At 70.3% G+C, this 19,491-nt stretch carries 16 protein-coding genes; 10 read left to right on the plus strand and 6 right to left on the minus strand.

The genetic code is table 11. The features are described from left to right. Nucleotides 1–3: 3 nt before the first annotated feature. Nucleotides 4–810: a DNA-formamidopyrimidine glycosylase family protein gene (locus AB0H86_RS14380; RefSeq protein WP_362437051.1), complete on the minus strand. Its 807-nt coding sequence runs from the start codon at nucleotides 808–810 to the stop codon at nucleotides 4–6. Between the two features lie 79 nt (nucleotides 811–889). Continuing rightward, complete coding sequence (locus AB0H86_RS14385) at nucleotides 890–1,375, minus strand: ribose-5-phosphate isomerase (RefSeq protein WP_362437053.1); 486 nt, start codon at nucleotides 1,373–1,375, stop codon at nucleotides 890–892. Nucleotides 1,376–1,591: 216 nt separating this feature from the next. Here AB0H86_RS14385 and AB0H86_RS14390 point away from each other — a divergent pair, with 216 nt between their 5' ends. Next, nucleotides 1,592–3,043, plus strand: a complete 1,452-nt coding sequence (locus AB0H86_RS14390; RefSeq protein WP_362437055.1) for an amino acid permease — start codon at nucleotides 1,592–1,594, stop codon at nucleotides 3,041–3,043. Between the two features lie 93 nt (nucleotides 3,044–3,136). Here AB0H86_RS14390 and AB0H86_RS14395 read toward each other — a convergent pair whose 3' ends face one another. Beyond that, nucleotides 3,137–5,398: a protein kinase gene (locus tag AB0H86_RS14395; protein ID WP_362437057.1), complete on the minus strand. Its 2,262-nt coding sequence runs from the start codon at nucleotides 5,396–5,398 to the stop codon at nucleotides 3,137–3,139. A gap of 243 nt (nucleotides 5,399–5,641) precedes the next feature. On the opposite strand from AB0H86_RS14395, the gene AB0H86_RS14400 reads away from it, so the two are divergent. Next, nucleotides 5,642–6,358: a hypothetical protein gene (locus tag AB0H86_RS14400; protein WP_362437059.1), complete on the plus strand. Its 717-nt coding sequence runs from the start codon at nucleotides 5,642–5,644 to the stop codon at nucleotides 6,356–6,358. A gap of 123 nt (nucleotides 6,359–6,481) precedes the next feature. Here AB0H86_RS14400 and AB0H86_RS14405 read toward each other — a convergent pair whose 3' ends face one another. Further along, nucleotides 6,482–7,057 (minus strand): biotin transporter BioY, encoded by a 576-nt coding sequence (locus AB0H86_RS14405; RefSeq protein ID WP_362437061.1) that lies wholly within the window; start codon nucleotides 7,055–7,057, stop codon nucleotides 6,482–6,484. Nucleotides 7,058–7,518: 461 nt separating this feature from the next. Here AB0H86_RS14405 and AB0H86_RS14410 point away from each other — a divergent pair, with 461 nt between their 5' ends. The 7 genes from AB0H86_RS14410 to AB0H86_RS14440 all read left to right on the plus strand — a co-directional run bounded on the left by AB0H86_RS14410 (nucleotide 7,519) and on the right by AB0H86_RS14440 (nucleotide 15,460). Continuing rightward, the gene (locus AB0H86_RS14410) at nucleotides 7,519–8,721 is read left to right on the plus strand and encodes an ROK family protein (RefSeq protein WP_362437063.1); all 1,203 of its coding nucleotides are present in this window, start codon (nucleotides 7,519–7,521) and stop codon (nucleotides 8,719–8,721) included. A 306-nt stretch (nucleotides 8,722–9,027) separates the two neighbouring features. After that, nucleotides 9,028–10,092: an ABC transporter substrate-binding protein gene (locus tag AB0H86_RS14415; protein ID WP_362437065.1), complete on the plus strand. Its 1,065-nt coding sequence runs from the start codon at nucleotides 9,028–9,030 to the stop codon at nucleotides 10,090–10,092. Next, complete coding sequence (locus AB0H86_RS14420) at nucleotides 10,089–10,991, plus strand: ABC transporter permease (protein WP_362437067.1); 903 nt, start codon at nucleotides 10,089–10,091, stop codon at nucleotides 10,989–10,991. The genes AB0H86_RS14415 and AB0H86_RS14420 overlap by 4 nt, the downstream gene beginning before the upstream one ends. Further along, complete coding sequence (locus AB0H86_RS14425) at nucleotides 10,967–11,701, plus strand: ABC transporter ATP-binding protein (RefSeq protein ID WP_362437069.1); 735 nt, start codon at nucleotides 10,967–10,969, stop codon at nucleotides 11,699–11,701. Before AB0H86_RS14420 ends, AB0H86_RS14425 begins: the two co-directional genes overlap by 25 nt. Then, entirely contained in the window at nucleotides 11,698–13,047 is a 1,350-nt protein-coding gene (locus AB0H86_RS14430; RefSeq protein ID WP_362437071.1) for an LLM class flavin-dependent oxidoreductase, read from the plus strand. The genes AB0H86_RS14425 and AB0H86_RS14430 overlap by 4 nt, the downstream gene beginning before the upstream one ends. Nucleotides 13,048–13,059: 12 nt before the next feature. After that, nucleotides 13,060–13,956: a TauD/TfdA family dioxygenase gene (locus AB0H86_RS14435; RefSeq protein WP_362437073.1), complete on the plus strand. Its 897-nt coding sequence runs from the start codon at nucleotides 13,060–13,062 to the stop codon at nucleotides 13,954–13,956. A 112-nt stretch (nucleotides 13,957–14,068) separates the two neighbouring features. Then, nucleotides 14,069–15,460 (plus strand): amino acid permease, encoded by a 1,392-nt coding sequence (locus tag AB0H86_RS14440; RefSeq protein WP_362437075.1) that lies wholly within the window; start codon nucleotides 14,069–14,071, stop codon nucleotides 15,458–15,460. Between the two features lie 234 nt (nucleotides 15,461–15,694). Here the strand turns inward: AB0H86_RS14440 and AB0H86_RS14445 are convergent, their stop codons facing one another. Both AB0H86_RS14445 and AB0H86_RS14450 read right to left on the minus strand, forming a co-directional pair. Then, nucleotides 15,695–16,318, minus strand: coding sequence for a histidine phosphatase family protein (locus AB0H86_RS14445; RefSeq protein ID WP_362437077.1), 624 nt, complete (start codon nucleotides 16,316–16,318; stop codon nucleotides 15,695–15,697). Next, on the minus strand, nucleotides 16,315–17,898 hold the full coding sequence (locus AB0H86_RS14450; protein ID WP_362437079.1) for an FGGY-family carbohydrate kinase: 1,584 nt from the start codon (nucleotides 17,896–17,898) through the stop codon (nucleotides 16,315–16,317). Before AB0H86_RS14450 ends, AB0H86_RS14445 begins: the two co-directional genes overlap by 4 nt. A gap of 167 nt (nucleotides 17,899–18,065) precedes the next feature. On the opposite strand from AB0H86_RS14450, the gene AB0H86_RS14455 reads away from it, so the two are divergent. Next, nucleotides 18,066–19,487: a sugar ABC transporter substrate-binding protein gene (locus tag AB0H86_RS14455; RefSeq protein ID WP_362437081.1), complete on the plus strand. Its 1,422-nt coding sequence runs from the start codon at nucleotides 18,066–18,068 to the stop codon at nucleotides 19,485–19,487. The last annotated feature ends 4 nt before the right edge of the window (nucleotides 19,488–19,491 follow it).

Genomic DNA, 19,491 nt, shown 5'->3' on the forward strand with positions numbered 1-19,491 from the left:
GGGTCAGCCCTGCTGGCAGGTCGGGCACCAGAAGAGGTTGCGGGCGGCGAGGTCGGCGGTGCGGATCCCGCCGCCACAGAGGTGGCAGGGCAGGTTGGCCCTGCGGTAGACGTAGACCTCGCCGCCGTGGTCGTCGACGCGCGGTGGGCGGCCCATCGCCTCCGGGGTGTGTTCCGGGCGGACGGTGTCGATGCGGTTGACGCGGACACCCTCGCGCATCAGCTCGACGAGGTCGGTCCACAGCGCGTCCCACTCGGCCGGGGTGATGTCCTTGCCGGCGCGGTACGGGTCGACGCGGTGCCGGAAGAGGACCTCGGCGCGGTAGACGTTGCCGACGCCGGCGACGATCTTCTGGTCCATCAGCAGGGCGGCGATCGTCGTACGGCTGCGGGAGATCCGCCTGTACGCGGTCCCCGGGTCGGCGTCCTCGCGGAGGGGGTCGGGGCCGAGGCGGTCGTGTACCGCGTCCTTCTCGGCGTCCGTGATCAGGGCGCAGGTCGTCGGGCCGCGGAGATCGACGTACGACGTGCTGTTCGCGAGCCGGAGCCGGACGGTGTCCGTGGGCGGGGGCGCGGGGGCGCCTCCGAAGGTGACCTTGCCGAAGAGGCCGAGGTGGATGTGGACCCAGGACTCGGCGAACCCGAGGAAGAGGTGCTTGCCGTGCGCCTCGGTGCGGGTGAGTTCCGCACCGGTGAGGAGGGCGGCGGAGTCGCTGAACTTGCCCTGGGGGCTGGTCACCTGGGGTGCCGTGCCGGTGAAGGCGGCCGCGTAGTCCTGCGCCAGCCGGTGAATCGTGTGCCCTTCCGGCACGGTGCCGTTCCTTTCCCCAACCCTGGGGATCCGCCCCCGGACCCCGCCAGGGGGCTCGGCCCCCTGGCCCCCGTACGCCCTACTGCTGCGGGTGGTGCGCCGGGATCGGCGGGAGGTCACCCGTCGTCTCGTACCCGGCCAGCATCTCGATGCGGCGGCTGTGACGCTCGTCACCGGAGAACGGGGTGTTGAGGAAGGTCTCGACGAACTTCGTCGCCTCCTCCTGTGAGTGCATCCGCGCACCGACCGCCACGACGTTCGCGTCGTTGTGCTGCCGGCCCAGCGACGCGGTCTCCGCGCTCCAGGCGAGCGCCGCGCGCACGCCCTTCACCTTGTTCGCCGCGATCTGCTCGCCGTTGCCGGAGCCGCCGATCACGATGCCGAGGGCGTCCGGGTCCGCGGCTGCCCGCTCGGCGGCACGGAGGCAGAACGGGGGGTAGTCGTCCTGAGCGTCGTAGATGTGCGGGCCGCAGTCCACGGGGTCGTGGCCGGCCGCCTTGAGCCAGTCGACGAGGTGGTTCTTGAGTTCGAAGCCCGCATGGTCGGAGCCGAGATACACGCGCATGGGACGAGTGTGACACGACTGTTTCGGGGCAGCAGCCTCGGGGGCACACGGCCGAAAAGTCCAGGCAATACCGAGAAACCTCAGGAAAACCTCAAGTAACGATCCGGAATCAAAGGTTCACGAATTCCTTTGCCTCAGATTCACTGGACCGATTCGTTCAACCTCGTACACCGCTCGTATGGGGGAACAGCACAACCGGCGCAAAGGAATCCGTGAATGACCTCGCAGCCGACACTCCCCAAGACCGGTCACGCCTCAGGATCCCCCGGTGAACCCGGCGGCGGTCTCCAGGCGGGACTGAAGAACCGACATCTGTCGATGATCGCCATCGGCGGCGTCATCGGAGCCGGACTGTTCGTCGGATCCAGCTCCGGTATCGCCACCGCGGGACCCGGCATCCTCCTGTCGTACGCCCTCGTCGGCACTCTCGTGGTGCTGGTGATGCGGATGCTCGGCGAGATGTCCGCCGCCAATCCGACCTCGGGTTCCTTCTCGGCGCACGCCGACCGGGCGCTCGGTCGCTGGGCCGGGTTCTCCATCGGCTGGCTGTACTGGTTCTTCTGGGTCGTCGTGCTCGCCGTGGAGGCCACCGCCGGGGCCAAGATCCTCGAAGGGTGGATTCCCGCCGTACCGCAGTGGGGGTGGGCGCTGATCGTGATGCTGGTGCTGACCGCCACCAACCTCGTCTCCGTCGGCTCCTACGGCGAGTTCGAGTTCTGGTTCGCCGGCATCAAGGTCGTCGCCATCGGCGCGTTCGTCGTCGTGGGCGGTCTGGCCGTCTTCGGTGTGCTGCCGGGCGTCGACAGCGACAAGGCCGGGCTGGGCAACCTCACCGACCACGGCGGCTTCCTGCCCAACGGGCCCGGCGCCATCCTCACCGGTGTCCTGCTGGTCGTCTTCTCCTTCATGGGCAGCGAGATCGCCACCCTCGCCGCGGGTGAGTCGGAGGATCCGCAGCGGGCCGTCACCAAGTCCACCAACAGCATCATCTGGCGTGTCGGCGTCTTCTACCTCGGCTCGATCTTCGTGGTCGTGACGCTGCTGCCGTGGGACGACAAGTCCATCGCCGACCAGGGCTCCTACGTCGCCGCCCTGGACTCCCTCGGCATCGCGCACGCCGGCCAGATCATGAACTTCATCGTGCTGACCTCGGTGCTGTCCTGTCTCAACTCCGGTCTCTACACGGCCTCCCGCATGGCGTTCTCGCTCGGCGAGCGCGGCGACGCGCCCAAGGCGTTCGCGCGGGTCAACGGCCGGGGCGTGCCGATGACGGCGATCCTCGCGTCGGTCGTGTTCGGTTTCGTCGCCGTCTTCTTCAACTACCTGTCCCCGGACAAGGTCTTCCTCTTCCTCGTCAACTCCTCCGGTGCGGTGGCCCTGTTCGTCTGGCTGGTGATCTGCTTCTCGCAGCTGCGCATGCGGAAGATCATCCAGGCCGAGGCACCGGAGAAGCTGGTCGTGAGGATGTGGCTGTACCCGTATCTCACCTGGGCGACGGCCGCGTTGATCGTCTTCGTGCTGGGCTACATGCTCACCGACACCGAACACGACGGGCGCACGACCGTGCTGCTGTCCCTGCTGGTCGCCGCGGGCGTGATCGCCATCGCCTTCGCGAAGGAGAAGTTCAAGGGCGACCGGACCGTCGACCGGGCCGTCACTAAGGTCTGAACGACTCCGTGGGAGAGGGGCCCCGTGGCTGGTCGCCACGGGGCCCCTCCGCGTGCGGCCGCGTGTCCGCCGGTCACCTGTCCGCCGGTCACCTCACAGCACGGTGAAGCTGTCCCGCACCCTGCCGTAGGTCTTGAGGGCCTGCGTCTCGATGTCCGGCTGGTACCAGGTGTTGATCTGGTACGACTTTCCGTCCGCGTTGAAACCCAGCAGGCGGGCGCGCCAGGGGACGCCCTGGAGGGTGAAGGTGTACTCCCAGACGACCGCGGGGTGGCCGCGGAACGTCGTCTCCTCCAGGCGGATCTTCTGGTAGTCCTGCCCCTGGTGGGCGTTCTGCTCCGAGGTCTCCCAGGTCTCCATCAGGTCGCCACGGGCGAGAGCGGACTTGGCGGCCAACTCCTGTTTGCCGTCCGGGGAGGTGTAGTGCACCTCCGCCCCCGTCTTCACGTCCCGCCGCCAGCCCCGCGGCGTCGCCCACGCGAATCCGCCCGCCTCCCGGTGCGCGCCGGGCGGCAGGCTCTGCGGGCGTGACGTGCCCTCGACGGTGGGCGTCGGGCTGTCGCTCGCGGTGGCGGACGGGAACGGCGAGGACGAGGCCGCGGTGGACGGCGTGGATCCCGTGGTGGTGTCCGGCGACCCCGAGGTGGCCGCGAGAACGATCGCCACGACCGCACCCGCGGTGACCACACCCACGGCGGCGGCCAGCCCGGCACGAGGCCTGCCACGACGCGGGCCACCGCGAGGCGCGGCGGCCGGGACGGCGGGGCCGGGCAGTTCACCCGGTGGCATGACCAGGGGGTGTGGGCCGGTGGCGGTGACGTGCCCGGCGACAGAGCCGACGGGCGGACCGGCGGCCGGGACGGGGGTGGGGATCGGGGTGGGGGCGGGAGTAGGGGTGGGCGCGGGTGGCGGTGCCGGGCGGCTCTCGGTCTCAGCCTTGGCACGGGCGAGCGAGACACCCGTACTGGCGCGGGTGCCTGGCCCTGGGCCCGTGCCTGGTCCTGGGCCCGTGCTTGGCCCTGGGCCGGGGCTTGTGCCGCCGGGGCTTGTGCTCGTTTCGACGCCGACCGCGGGACCAGCCACGGGACTTGGATCCGAACCGGGACCCGCTCCCCGCGAAACGGCCCCCACGGAGTTGCCTGACGGAATCTCGGAGCGGGTCTCCGAGCGCCTCTCGGAGGCTGCCTCGGTGGAGGCGTTGGCGGGCCGCCTGGGGTCGGACAACGTCCGCAGGGAGCGGGTCCTCCCGGACTCCGGGGCGGGCGGTTCGTCCTGGACGGGCACCGCGTCACTGACTTCGGGGACGTCCGGTTCGGAATCCGGCGCCGGCGACACCTCCGGTTCGGGATCCGGTACGGGATCGGAGTCGAGCTCGGCTTCGGGCTCGGGCTCGGGCTCGGACCCGGACCCGGACCCGGACGTAAGCCCGGGCCCAGACTCGGCCTCAGACCCGGACTCAGGCTCAGGCCCGGACTCGATGCCCGCCCCAGCATCTGCCCCGGCCCCCGCCACCTCCACCGGAACCACCGCCACAGGAACCACCGCCACAGGAACCACCGCCACCGTAGGCGTAGGCGTAGGCGTAGGCGACGGAATCGCGAGGGGTCGTAGTGAGGCCTCCAGGTCCTCCAGGCCTGGGCGGGCTTCCGGTTCCTTCTCCAGCAACGCGGCGAGGATGTCGCGCAACGGACCGGCGGTCGTGGGTAGTTCGGGCTCCTCGTAGAGGACCGCGTGCAGGGTCGCCAGTGTGGTGTCGCGGGAGAACGGGGACTGGCCGCCCAACGCCGCGCACAGGGTCGCGCCGAGGGACCACACGTCGGACGGCGGGCCCTGCGGGCGGCCGGATATCCGCTCGGGTGCCATGTAGTCGGGCGAGCCGACCAGCATGCCGACCATGGTGAGCGCCTTGGCGTCCTGGATCGCGGCGATACCGAAGTCGGTGAGGACGACCCGCGGGCCGTTCGAGAACCGTCCGCCGTTCTCCACCAGGACGTTCCCGGGTTTGATGTCCCGGTGCAGCACGCCCCGTTCGTGGACCTGCCGCAGCGCCTCCACCAGGCCGAGTCCGAGGAGTGCGGTGTCGCGCGGACCCAGTGGGCCCTCCTCCGCCATGATGCGTTCGAGGGAGCGTCCGGACACCAACTCCATGACGATCCACAGGCGTTCGCCCTCGTCCACGACGTCGTACACGCGCACCACGTTGGGATGGTCGATCCGGGCCGTCGCCCGGGCCTCGCGCAATGTGCGTTCGCGGCGGGTGCGGGCATCCTCGGCGTCGAGGCCGTCGATGCGCATCTCCTTCACCGCGACCTGCCGGTCGAGTATTTCGTCGGCGGCTCGCCACACCCGCCCCATTCCCCCCTGGCCAATACTCTCGACCAGCCGATAGCGCCCCGCCACCAGTACCCCTGGAACTCCACCGTTCCTCGTATTCCCCGGCAATCCACTGCACCCCCTCGATGCCTTCCGCTCAATGCCTTCCGGACGTCCTTACTGACACGCAATGGTCACACTTCGAGCCGTATCAGCATAGTGCGGAGAAATCTTGTGGTACCTCTTCAAGTACTGCGAATTCAGGCGCAGCCAAGGGGGACGAACATGAGTTCTCGTCGTACGACGACCATCGCGGGATCGCTGGTCACGGCATCTTTCTCGCTGGTGATGATCCTCTCCGGAACCGCCGGAGCGGACGACCAGGGGCCCGGGAGCGGCAAGGGGGGAAAGGCCGTTGACGAGGCGCCGGCGGGCGTGAAGCTGACCACGCTGCTACCCGAGAAGATCTCGGTCGACAACACGTCGAAGAAGACGGACATCACCGCCACGGTGAAGAACGAGGGGAGCAAGGAAAGCGGCAAGGTCAAGCTTTTGGTCGTCGGTTTCGACGGCCTCACGGTCAAGAATGTTCAAGGCTGTTCCCCGATCGACGAAAAGAATCTTCCGGAGGGCTCGAACAGCGCCTTCTCCTGCTCCATCGACAATCTCGCGGCCGGCAAGTCGAAGTCGTACGCCGTCGATGCGACGTTCGATCTCGGCAAGACCGGAAAGATCTGCCTGCCCGTGCAGAGCGGCGACGGAAAGAAGACGTTCTGGCAGCAGGGACCGGTTCCGTTCGGTACGACCAACCCGTCACCGAACGCCCCGGCCACGCCGCTGCTGCTCGGGACCGACAACAAGCCGGTGGCGCCGGACGGTGACGAACTCCCGCAGACCGGTCCCGGCGTCCTGCCGCTGGGCGCGGCGGGCGCGGCCCTGCTGACGGCGGGCGCGGCCGGGCTGTGGTGGTCGCGGCGACGGCCGAGGCAGCAGGAGAGCTGAGACCGGAAGAGACAGCTCGTCAAGGCCTGAGCGCGGACATGGGTGGGGGGCATGACCTGACGACACCTGTCAGGTCATGCCCCCCACCAACCGCCGTATGAGCTCTGCGTGGGACCTACGCGGTCAACGCTTCAGCAGCTTCCAGGCGGTGGGCATGACGCCCATCGCCAGGACCGCCTTCACGGCGTCGCCGATCAGGAACGGGGTGAGGCCGGCGGCGATCGCGGCGGACGCGGAGAGGTCGGCCGCGTAGGCGAGGTAGGGCACGCCGACGGCGTAGATGATCGCCTCGCCCACCAGCATCGTGCCGGCCATGCGGAGCGTCGAGCGGTCGGCGCCGCGGCGGGCCAGGGCGCCCACGGCGGCGGACGCGAGGATCATGCCGAGGATGTAGCCGAAGGAGACGGAGACTCCGGAGGTGCCGTTCGCGAACCACGGCACACCGGCGAGACCGGCCAGCGCGTACAGGACGAGCGCGGACATGCCCCGGCTCACGCCGAGCGTCGTGCCGACCAGCAGGGCGGCGAAGGTCTGACCGGTCACCGGCACCGGGGAGCCCGGCACGGGCACCGCGATCTGGGCGGCGAGTCCGGTGAGCGCGGCGCCGCCGACCACGAGCGCGACATCCCGCACCCGGGAGACGGGGAGCAGGTCGGCGAGGACCTGACCGGTGCGGTGGGGGGCGACGGCGGTACTCATGGGGACTCCGCGAGAGTGTGGACGGCAAGGAACACGGCGACGCTATCCCAGCGCACTCGCGCCGATCACCGTCAGCGGTCGACAAAGGGTGGATCGGCAGCTTGGTGGGCTTCGGACAAAGAGTGGCAGCTACACCGGAGTTGGCGTGATGCCCGTCACTGAGGTGACGTGGCATGAACGACGGGAACGACCTCAGAGAGTCTGTAGGGATTCACCAAAGGGCTCGACTCCGTGGACACCCGCCGTCTCGCCCGTCGGTCTCCGTCTGGGCAGCCGCGGGGCCTTTTGCTAGCTTCAAGCACATGGTTGCTCAGGCCCGGAACTTCTCGTCGCGTCGCTATGTCGACCTTCGACGCGTGGGCACGGCCACCTGTCGCCGCCCCTGAGGCGGGCGGAGCGGCTCCGACGCGCCTCACGCATGAGACGGCGCAGTGTCGGACCCGTTCCCGAGGAAGCTCCCCATGCCCCGTACCGTGGCACCCCCTCTCACCTCCCCCGTACCCCGCGCCGCCGACAGCGACCGGCGCCGGACCAACGCGAGCGTCATCCTGCGGTCCGTGCTGGAGCACGGACCGGTGGCCCGCAGCACCATCTCCCGGCTGACCGGGCTGTCCCCGGCGTCCGTGACCGACCACTGCGCCCGCTTCACGGACCTCGGCCTCATCCGCGAGGCCGAGCCGCCCCAGCGGTCCAAGGGGTCGGGGCGCCCGCATGTGCCCCTCGACCTGGACGACTCCCGGTTCGTGGTGGGCGGGGTCCATGTGGCCGTGCCCTACACCACAGTCGCGTTGCTCGATCTGCGCGGGCGGGTCGTCGTCGAACGGCGGTTGAAGCACGAGGGCACTGAACCCGGCCGGGTACTGGCCCGCGCCGCCGACGCCCTGACGGCCCTGCTGGACCGGGCCCCGAAATGCCGGCCGCTGGGTGTCGGCTTCGCGGCCGGCGGCTGGGTGGACCGGGAGACCGGGACCGTCGTCGAACATCCGCTGCTGGGCTGGCGCGACGTGCCGGTGCGGGAGGTGATCGGTGCCCGCACCGGGCTGCCGGTCCATGTGGACGGGCACGCGCGGGCGTTGGTCAACGCGGAACGGTTGTTCGGGCGGGCCCGCGGCAGCCGGAGTGTGCTGCACCTCTTCGTCGGCAATGTGGTGGACGCGGCGTTCGCGACCAACGACGAGGTGCACCACGGTCCCCGCTCACAGGCCGGCGCGATCGCCCATCTGCCGTTGCGCGGCGGCACGGAGCCCTGCGACTGCGGTCGGGTCGGCTGCCTCCAGGTCGAGCTGAGCGAGCTGACGCTGTGCCGGCGGGCCCGTGCGGCGGGCGTCATCGCCGGGGCGAACCCGACGCATGTGACGGCCGCGGCGGCGACCGGCGACCCGGTGGCCGTACGGCTGTTGATGGAGCGGGCGCGGATGGTGGGCCGGGCGGCGGGGCTGCTGCTCGACGTACTCAATCCGGAGAGCGTGGTCGTCACCGAGATAGGGGTCATCGGCCGCGAGGACTGTCTTTCCGCGTTGCGTGCGGCCGTCGGCCCGGAACGCGCGGCGGACGTACGGCCGACGAGTTTCCCGGATTCCGTTCTGGCCACGGCGGGCGGAACGGTGGCTCTCGACGTCCTCTACCGGGATCCGCTGGGCGCCACGGCCGGACGGCTGAATTAATTCAGAAACTCCGAATGTTGACAGGCGATAAGGAAGGCGGGGAACATCATGTTCATGCTGCTCACGACCTGTCGCACCCTCTGTTGCTGACACGTTGACGCGCCCTGGGCGCCTCATTCTTCCTGCGTGAATTCCCGTTCCCGGACTTCGCCCGCCTGGAATTCCGCAGTGTTCCCGCCGCTGCACTCTGCCGCGTGTTCTGCCATGCGCACGTCTTCCATGCGCACGTCCTTCCATACGCACTTCCCTTCGCGTTTCCAGGCGTGTTTCCGTGCGTGTTTCCATGTGAACTCAGGGAGTACTCCCATGCCTTCTCCATCCGTGTCCGGTGTCGACCGGCGGTTCTTCCTCTCCTCCCTGCTCGGCGTCACGGCCGCCGCTGCCGGACTGAGCGGCTGCGCGGGCAGCAGTGCCGCGGCCGACAAGTCGGACACCGACGAGCCTCTCGCCACCAAGGTCCCCTCGGGCACCAGCCTGAAGATCGCCTCCTACCAGAACCAGCAGCAGGTGCAGTTCAAGTACGCGGGGCTCGGCGCACTGCCGTTCAAGGTGAGCAGTTGGGCGAACATCGGTGCCGGTCCCGATGTCATCAACGCCTTCCGCTCGGGATCGCTGGACCTCGCCAACAACGCGGGAATCCCGCCGATCCAGGCGCATTTCCAGGGGTACGACGCGAAGATCGTCGCGATCAACATCACCCGGAAACCGAACTACGTCTTCGCCACCAAGCCCGGCAGCGACATCCGCACGGTCGAGGACTTCAGGGGCAAGAAGCTCGCGTTCTCGCAGGGGCAGGCGCAAGGTGTCGTCCTGCTGCGGGCGTTGAAGAAGGCCGGGCTGGCGTACGACGACGTGAAGCTCGTCCCGTTGACCAGCAACCAGTTCCTCACCGCGCTCCAGTCGGGCCAGGTGGACATCGCACCGCTCGCCAACCAGCAGTCGCCCGCCTATCTGAAGCAGTACGAGTCAAAGGGCGCCCGCCTCATCACCACCGACGTGGTGGACCTGCTCAACCTGCTGTGGGCGCCGACCTCCGTCCTCGGCGACTCCGCGAAGGCCGCCGCGGTCGCCGCGTACATCCCGTACTGGGCGAAGGGCCAGGTGTGGCAGTACGAGCACCCGGACGTGTGGAACAGGGAGTTCTACGTCAAGACCCAGAACCTCACCCTCGACCAGGCCGAGTCGATCTCGGAACTCGCCAACAAGCCGCTGTTCCAGCCGAGTTGGGACGAGGCCATCAAGTGGGAGCAGGAGACCGCCGACCTGCTGGCGGAGGGCGGCTTCGTGAAGAAGTTCGACGTGGGCTCGCTCTTCGACCACCGCTTCGAGGGCATCGCCGCGAAGTCCGTACCGGCCGAATACCGGAGGTGACCGCCGTGACCACGACCTCAGCCACCGCGACCGCGACCGCGACCGCAGCCGCAGCCGCAGCCGCCACAGACGCCGCCGCCGCGACCGTCCCGGCCGCCGAGGAGCGCCCCCAGGTCCGCAGGCGCCGCCGGCTCTCCCCCGGCAAGCGACTGCCCGCATCCCGGCTGATCGGCCCGCTCCTCTTCCTCGCCCTGTGGGCCGCCGCCTCCGCCGCCGGACAACTCGACCCGGCCGCGATCCCGGCCCCCTGGACGGTGCTGGAGACCGGCGGTCACCTGTGGACCGACGGGACGCTGCCGACCGACATCCTGACCTCGCTGCAGCGCGCCGCGTCCGGGTTCGCGATCGGTCTGACCGTCGGCATCGCGCTCGCCCTGGCCGCCGGGCTCAGCCGGACCGGCGACGCGCTGATCGACGGGACCGTGCAGCTCAACCGGGCCATCCCGACCCTGGGTCTGATCCCGCTGTTCATCCTCTGGCTGGGCATCGGCGAGACCTTCAAGATCGCGATCATCGCCATCGTCGTCTACATCCCGATCTACCTCAACACACACTCCGCACTGTCCGGTATCGACCACCGGTACGTCGAACTCGCCGAGGTACAGGGCCTGTCGAGGATCGCCTTCGTCCGGCAGATCGTCATCCCCGGCGCCCTGCCCGGCTTCTTCGTCGGGCTCCGGCTCGGGGTGACCGGCTCCTGGCTGGGGCTGGTCGTCCTGGAGCAGATCAACGCCACCAGCGGACTCGGCTACATGATGTTCCAGGCCCAGAACTACGGCCAGACGGACGTCATCCTCGTCGGCCTGGTCATCTACGGCATCTTCGGCCTGGTCTCCGACAGCGCGGTCCGTCTCATCGAACGGAGGGTGCTGTCATGGCGACGCACACTGAGCAGCTGACCCGTCCCGCCGTCCAACTCCGGGAACTGACCCGGTCGTTCGACGGACGGACGGTCCTCGACGGCATCGACCTCGACCTGCCGGCCGGGCAGTTCACCGCCCTGCTCGGACACAGCGGCTCCGGCAAGAGCACGCTGCTGCGGGCGATCGCGGGCCTCGACCACGAGGTCGCCGGCAGCGGCCGGCTCACCGCACCGGAACGGGTGTCGGTGGTCTTCCAGGACTCACGGCTGCTGCCCTGGCGGCGGGTGCTGGACAACGTACTGCTGGGGACGGAGGGCAAGGAGGCGGCGGAAAGGGGCCGGGCCGCCCTCGCCGAGGTCGGCCTGGCGGGACGGGAACGCGCCTGGCCCAGCGAACTGTCCGGCGGCGAGGCCCAGCGGGCCGCCCTGGCCCGATCCCTGGTGCGGGAGCCCGAACTCCTGCTGGCGGACGAGCCGTTCGGCGCCCTGGACGCGCTCACCCGGATCCGGATGCACGGGCTGCTGAGGGAACTGTGGGAACGCCACCGGCCCTCCGTGCTGCTCGTCACCCACGACGTGGACGAGGCGATCGTGCTCGCCGACCGGGTGCTCGTGCTCGACCAGGGCCGTATCGGCCTCGACCTGACCATCGACCGCGCGCATCCCCGCTCCTACCGGGATCCGCTGCTCGGCGAGTACCGGGAGCGGCTGCTGGCCGCGCTCGGTGTGACGGAGGACCACAAGTGACCGCCAGACAGCTGCACCTGAACGCGTTTTTGATGAACACCGGCCACCACGAGGCGTCGTGGCGGCTCCCGGAGAGCGACCCGTACGCGCATGTGTCCCTCGCGCACTACGTCCACCTGGCCAAGATCGCCGAACGCGGCACCTTCGACTCCCTCTTCCTGGCCGACGGTCCACAGCTGTGGGGAACCGTGGCACAGCGCCCCGCCGGCGCCCTGGAACCGCTCACCCTGCTGACGGCCCTGGCGACGGCCACCGAGCACATCGGCCTGATCGCCACCGCCTCCACCTCCTACAACTCGCCCTACAACCTGGCCCGCAAGTTCGCCTCCCTCGACATCGTCAGCGGCGGCCGGGCGGGCTGGAACATCGTCACCACCGCCGGCGAGGAGGCCGCCCGCAACTTCGGTCTGGACGCCGAGCCCGCCCACGCCGAGCGCTACGCCCGCGCCTGCGAGTTCCTCGACGTGGCCCTCAAGCTCTGGGACAGCTGGGAGGACGACGCGATCGTCGCCGACAAGGCGACCGGCGTCTGGGGCGACGACACGAAGATCCATCCGCCCCGGCACCAGGGGACGTACTTCAGTGTCGAGGGCGCCCTGAACGTGCCGCGCAGCCCGCAGGGTTACCCGCTGCTGGTGCAGGCGGGCTCCTCTCAGGACGGCAAGGCGTTCGCGGCCCGGTACGCGGAGGCGGTGTTCACCGCCCAGCAGACCATCGAGGACGCGCAGGCCTTCTACGCGGACCTCAAGGCCCGGACCGCACAGGCCGGCCGCGACCCCGAGCACATCAAGGTGCTGCCCGGCATCGTCCCGGTGATCGGCTCGACCGAGGCGGAGGCGCTGGCGAACGAGCGGGTCCTTGAGGACCACATCGTGTACACGCACGGCGTGGACCGTCTGGAGCGGCTGCTGCAACTGGAGCCGGGAACACTGGAGTTGGACGCCCCACTGCCGGCCGACCTGCCCCCGGAGAGCGCGATCGAGGGCGCCAGGAGCCGCTACACACTCATCGTCGAACTGGCCCGGCGCGAACGCCTCACCGTGCGGCAACTGGTCGGGCGGCTCGGCGGCGGGCGCGGGCATCTCACGTTCGCCGGGACGCCCGAGCAGGTCGCCGACGCGATCGAGACCTGGTTCACGCACGGCGCCGCCGACGGCTTCAACATCATGCCGGCCGTGCTGCCGTCCGGCCTCGACCTCTTCGTGCACCACGTCGTCCCGATCCTGCGCGACCGCGGCCTGCTCCGTACGGACTACGGCCCGCGCCGGACCCTGCGGGAGCGCTACGGCCTCCCCCGCCCCGCCAACCAGCACGTCACGTCCCGCCGGGCATCCGCCCTCGTCTGAAAGGACCCGCACATGTCCGAGATCGAGATCCGCAAGATCACCGGCAACATCGGCGCCAAGGTGTCGGGCGTCGACATCGCGGGGCCGCTGGACGAGGAGACGGTCACCGCCGTCCGGGAGGCGCTCAACGCCCACAAGGCCCTGGTGTTCGACGAGGTGAATCTGGACGACGAGGGGCAGCTGGCCTTCATCCGCCAGTTCGGCGACCTCACCACCGCCCACCCGACGGTGCCGTCCGTCGCCGGCGTCCCGAACGTGCTGCCCGTCGACAGCGAGCGGGGCCGGGCCGCCAACAACTGGCACACGGACGTCACCTTCGTCCTCAACCCGCCCCAGGCCAGCACCCTGCGCAGCATCAAGCTCCCCCCGTACGGCGGCGAGACCCTGATCGCCAACTCCGCGGCGGCATACCGGCAGTTGCCCGAGGCGCTCCGTCAGTTCGCCGACACGCTGTGGGCGGAGCACACCAACGACTACGACTACGCGGTGCCTCAGGAGGCGGTCGACGAGGAACAGGCCGCCCAGCGCGCCCAGTTCACGTCGATCAAGTTCCGCACGGTCCACCCGGTGGTCCGGGTGCACCCGCTGACCGGTGAACGCGGGCTGTTCATCGGCGGGTTCGCGCAGCGGATCGTGGGTCTGTCGGTCGCCGAGTCCCGCAAGATCCTCGACCTGTTCCAGTCGTACGTGACCCGGCCGGAGAACATCGTGCGCCACCGATGGTCGGAGAACCAGCTGGTGCTGTTCGACAACCGGATCACCCAGCACTACGCGGTCGACAACTACGACCACCTGCCGCGCCGCCTGAACCGGGTCACCATCGCCGGTGACGTCCCGGTCGGCATCGAGGGCAAGGAGAGCTACTCGATCGAGGGGGACGCCTCGCACTACACTGCCGTAGCCGCGTAGCCACGCTGCGTGCCGACCGCGTCCGCATGCTGGGCGGCCTTTCCCCGGGAGCGGAGGGGCCGCCCAGACTGTGGGCGTTTTGCCCATCTCACGCATTGGACGAGCCGCGCCCATGCCCAGCACCACCACCGAGACGCCACCACAGAAGGACGGCGCCGCCCTCTCCCACGGCCTCAAGCAGCGCCATCTGTCGATGATCGCCCTCGGCGGGGTCATCGGCGCCGGGCTGTTCGTCGGCTCCGGCGCCGGTATCGCGGCCGCCGGGCCCTCGATCGTCGTCGCCTACACCCTGTCCGGCCTCCTGGTGATGCTGGTGATGCGGATGCTGGGCGAGATGTCGGCCGCGTATCCGTCGTCGGGTTCCTTCTCGGCGCACGCGGAACGCGCGATCGGCCCGTGGGCGGGGTTCACGGTGGGCTGGGCCTTCTGGGTCCTGCTCTGTACGGCGGTCGGCCTGGAGGGCATCGGCGCCGCGAAGATCGTCACCGGCTGGCTGCCTGGCACACCCGAGTGGGCCTGGGTGGCCCTGTTCATGGTCGTCTTCTGCGGGACGAACCTGGCCGCCGTGAAGAACTTCGGCGAGTTCGAGTTCTGGTTCGCGGCCCTGAAGGTCGGCGCGATCACCCTGTTCCTGGTGCTGGGCGTGCTGGCGATCGTGGGCGTCCTGCCCGGCACCGATGCCCCGGGCACCACGAACCTCACGGGCGAGGGCGGCTTCCTCCCGAACGGCGGCGAGGGCCTGGTCGTCGGCCTGCTCGCCTCCGTCTTCGCGTACGGCGGCCTGGAGACGGTCACCATCGCGGCGGCCGAGTCGCAGGACCCGGTGCGCGGGGTGACGAGCGCGGTGCGTACCGCGATGTGGCGCATCGCGCTGTTCTACATCGGCTCGATGGCGGTGATCGTCACGCTGGTCCCGTGGGACGCGAAGGAGGTCGTCGAGAAGGGCCCGTACATCGCCGCCCTCGACCACCTCGGCATCCCGGGCGCCGGCCAGTCGATGAACGTGGTGGTCCTGGTGGCCCTCCTGTCGGCGATGAACGCCAACGTCTACGGCGCCTCGCGCATCGCCTACTCGCTGGTCGCGCGCGGCCAGGGCCCGAAGGCGCTGGGCCGGGTGTCCGGCGGGGTCCCCCGGGTGGCGGTCCTCGCGTCCTGCGTCTTCGGTTTCGGCTGCGTGGTGCTGAGCTACTGGCGGCCGGACGACGTCTTCCCCTGGCTGCTGAACATGATCGGCGCGGTCATCCTGGTCGTCTGGATCTTCATCGCGGTCTCGCAGCTCAGGCTGCGCGGCCGCCTGGAGCGCGAGGCGCCGGAGAAGCTCGCCGTACGGATGTGGGCGTTCCCGGTGCTGACCTGGGTCGCGCTGGCGGGCATGGCGGCGGTGTTCGTCCTGATGGCCCGGGAGCCGGACACGCGGGTGCAGCTGTACTCGACGGGCGGGATGACGGCGGTGCTGGCGGCCGCCGGGTACGGCTGGCAGAGGGCCCGGGCAGCCAGGGCCTGATCCGCCCCCCTGAGAGGCCCCTGAGAGGCCCCCACCTGATCCAGGTGGGGGCCTCTTCTTTGCCCGCATCCGGCCTCTTGTTGCTAACCTGTACTTGCAACCTCAGTGCAATAAGAGGTGTAGAGCGTGTCCTGCCTCGTGATCGTCTTCTCACCCTTCACCTGGCAGGCGGAAGGACGGAGAGCCCCGCGAGGACGTGACTCGCGGGGCTCTCCGCTGCGACGCGGGGGCTTGCTACTGCACATCCGGCTCGCACGGCACGTTGAGTGAGAGAAGCGCGGCGAAACCGTCGGTGTTCAGGCGGAGTTCGCTGATCGCCGCGTTGCGCAACCGCGGGAACACTCTGCGGTACTCCCCGGCCGGAATCGACAGCAGGGTGCACAGGACGAGGCGGAACAGGGTGTTGTGGGCGACCACGAGGACGCGTTCGCCGGGGTGGGCGGCGGCGATGCGGCGCAGCGCGTCGGAGCCGCGGGCCGCGGCTGCCCTCGGATCCTCGGCGGCGGGGAAGGGGTGCGCCACCGGGTCGGCGCGGAAGGCATCCGCGGCGCCCGGGTCCTCGGCCGCGAACTCCGCGAGCGTACGGCCCTCCAGTACCCCGAAGTCGCACTCGCGCAGGCCGGGTTCGCGATGCGGGGTGAGGTCCAGGGCACGGCAGGCGGGGTCGGCGGTGACGACGGCCCGGGACAGCGGGGACGTCCAGATCGCGTCGACGGGGTGGGCGGCGGCCCAGCGGCCGAGGGCGTCGGCCTGGGCGCGGCCGGTGTCGGTGAGGGGCACGTCGCTGATCCCGGCGTAGCGGTTCTCGGCGTGCCAGACGGTCTGCCCGTGCCGGGCCAGCAGCAAGGTCGTACTCATGAATCCGCAGTATCCCGCTCCAGGCGGGCACGCGCGTGCGCCGCGACCGGGGCCGGGAGCCAGCCGCGGAGGGTCAGCTCGTCGACGAGCCGGGCGTACGGCTCGGCGAACAGGGCCGTACGGCCGGGGCGGGGTTCGACGACCGTACGGACCCGCACCATGCGTTCGGCGACGTCCGCGAGCCTCGACGCACCCGTACCGCCGTGCCGCGCCAGCGCGGCCATCCCCAGCGCCGGATCGGTCTGCTCCGGCACCCGGGCGGGGCGGCCGAGGATGTCGGCGCGCAGCTGGTTCCAGTACGCGCTGCGGGCGGCGCCGCCGGTGAAGGTGAGCGGGCCGTCGAGGGGGGCGCCGAGGTGGTGCAGGTAGTCCAGGCACAGGCGTTCCGTGAAGGCGACGCCCTGGAGCAGCGCCGCCCACAGGTCGGCGTCGTTCTCCGGCTCGCCGAGGATCAGGGCGGTGGCGTCCGGCGCCCGGAAGGGGAACCGCTCCCCCGGTGACACCAGCGGGTAGGTGACCACCCGGGACGGCTCGAAGGCCGCCGCCCGCTCGTCCATGGCGGCCGGGTCGGCGCCCGCGAAGGCCGCCGTGAGTACCCCCGCGCCCACGCTGGACGCCCCGCCGGGCAGCCATGTCCCGTCCGGCGCGCGATGGTTGTAGACGACGCCCGTGGTGTCCCGGACGGGGACGAGCGACGCGCCTTTCAGGACCAGTGTGGTTCCGAGCACCGAGTTCCAGGAGCCGGGCCGCAGCGCGCCCGAGGCGATCTGCGCCGCGCAGCCGTCCGTCATCCCGGCGATCACGGGGGTGCCGACGGGCACGCCGGTCGCCTCGGCGGCGGCCGGGCAGACCTCGCCCAGGCGGCTTCCGGGGCGTACCACGTCGGGCAGGACACCCTCGGGCAGGCCCGGTACGTCCGGCCAGGCGTCGCGTTCCAAGTCGTAGCCGGTCTTGAGGGCGTGGCTGGAGTCGGTCGGCACCGGCCGGCCCACGAGCCGTGCGGTGATCACATCGGGTTGATGGGTGATCCGCCCCGTGGCCCGCCCGGCACCCAACCCCGTGACCGACCCCGCGGCCGACCCCGTGACAAGCCCGAGCCCGTGCCCCCTCCCGTGCCCCCTCCCGCGCTCCCGACCGCCCCCCGGTCCGTGCTCCCCGATCAGCCACAGCGCCTTCGGCAACGCCCAGGTGTCCTGCACCGCGAGCCCCGACTCCCGCAGCTCGGCCGCCTCCCGTGCCGCCCGCCCGTCGTCGTACATCAGCGCCGGGCTCGTCGCCCGTCCGGCGCCGTCCGTCAGCAGCACCGTCCCGGACGTCCCGCACACCGCGAGCCCGTGGATCCGCGGGCCCGCCAGCGGAAGGAGCGCGGTCCGGGACGCCTCGCACACCGCCTTCCACCAGTCCTCGGGGTCCTGCTCGTGCCGTACCCCGTCCCGCCGCCCCGTCAGCGGAGCCGAGCCGCGGCCGAGGACCGTCCCGCCCGCGGTGACGACCAGCACGCGGACGCTCTGCGTGCCCAGGTCGATCCCCAGCCACGCCTCGCCGTCGCCCTCGCCCTCGCCCTCGCCCTCGCCCACCATCCGGGACCTCCCTGAATCGCGATCAGATCTGTGAAGTTCTCACTGTGCACCGATATTTTCCCCTGCGCGAGGGATTGACGGCCAACTTCCGCCGTTACACCCTCTGTTAGCGAGTCGACTCATCGTGTTGACCGAGAACCGGACCGAACCCCACGTGGAGGTCACGGATGGGCACGCACCCGCACGACCGCCGACAGTTCCTCGCCCTCACCGCCGCGGTGGCCGCGGCCCCGCTGCTCAGCGCCTGCGGCGCCGGGTTCGGCGGGGACGACAAGAAGAGCGACGGCTCGGCCGCGGACGACGTCACCGGCTCCTTCGACTGGCGGCGGGAGAAGGGCACGACGGTGAAGGCGCTGCTGAACAAGCACCCGTACACGGACGCCCTGGTCGCCGACCTCAAGTCCTTCACCGAGCAGACCGGCATCAAGGTCGAGTACGACGTCTTCCCCGAGGACAACTACTTCGACAAGCTCACCGTGGACCTGTCCAGTGGGCGTGCCTCCTACGATGTCTTCATGCTCGGCGCCTACATGGTCTGGCAGTACGGGCCGCCGAACTGGCTGGAGGACCTCGGCCCCTGGATGCGCAACTCCTCGGCCACCGCCGCCGAATGGGACCAGGCCGACTTCTTCCCGAACCTCCTCCAGGCCGACCAGTGGTCGCTGAAGGCGGGCGCGCCGCTCGGACAGGGCGGGCAGTACGCGCTGCCGTGGGGCTGGGAGACGAACGTCGTCGCCTACAACACCGAGGTGTTCGGCAAACTCGGCCTCAAGCCCGCCGAGACCTTCGACGAGCTGCGCGAACTCGCCGGTGCCATCAAGCGGAAGGCCCCCGGCGCCGGCTACGACGGCATGTACGGCATCGCCGTGCGCGGTTCCCGCAGCTGGGCGACCATCCACCCGGGCTTCATGACGATGTACGCCCGCAACGGGCTCAAGGACTTCACGGTCGACGGCGGGAAACTCACACCCGCCATGAACACCCCGGAGGCCGTCGCCTTCACCGAGGACTGGGCGGGCATGGTCAAGCAGGGCGGCCCGCCCTCGTGGACGTCGTACACCTGGTACCAGTGCTCCAGCGACCTGGGGGCGAAGAAGGCCGGGATGCTGTTCGACGCGGACACCGCCGCGTACTTCCAGGCGGTCGACGGGGCCTCTCCCGCCTCCGGGAAGATCGCCTTCCATCCGGGGCCGAAGGGTCCGGACGGGTCGCTCGCCACCAACATGTGGATCTGGTCCCTCGGCATGAACGCCAAGAGCCGGAGGAAGAGCGCCAGTTGGCTGTTCCTGCAGTGGGCGACCGGCAAGGAGCACCTGCGCAAGGGCGCGATCACCCACAACCACATCGACCCGGTGCGGCAGTCGGTCAGCCAGGACGCCGCGTACAAGGACAAGATGCGGCACCTGCCGGGCTTCATCGAGACCTTCGAGACCGTCGTGGACCAGACGAAGATCCAGTTCACCCCGCAGGCGCAGTTCTTCGACGCGACGACCAGCTGGGCCGCGGCCCTCCAGGAGATCTACGGCGGGCAGGGCGCGAAGTCGGTCCTCGACGACCTGGCGGGCGATCTCGCCGACAAGGTGGGGTGAGGCC

The sequence above is a fragment of the Streptomyces sp. NPDC050997 genome (assembly GCF_040660135.1).
GTDB lineage: Bacteria > Actinomycetota > Actinomycetes > Streptomycetales > Streptomycetaceae > Streptomyces.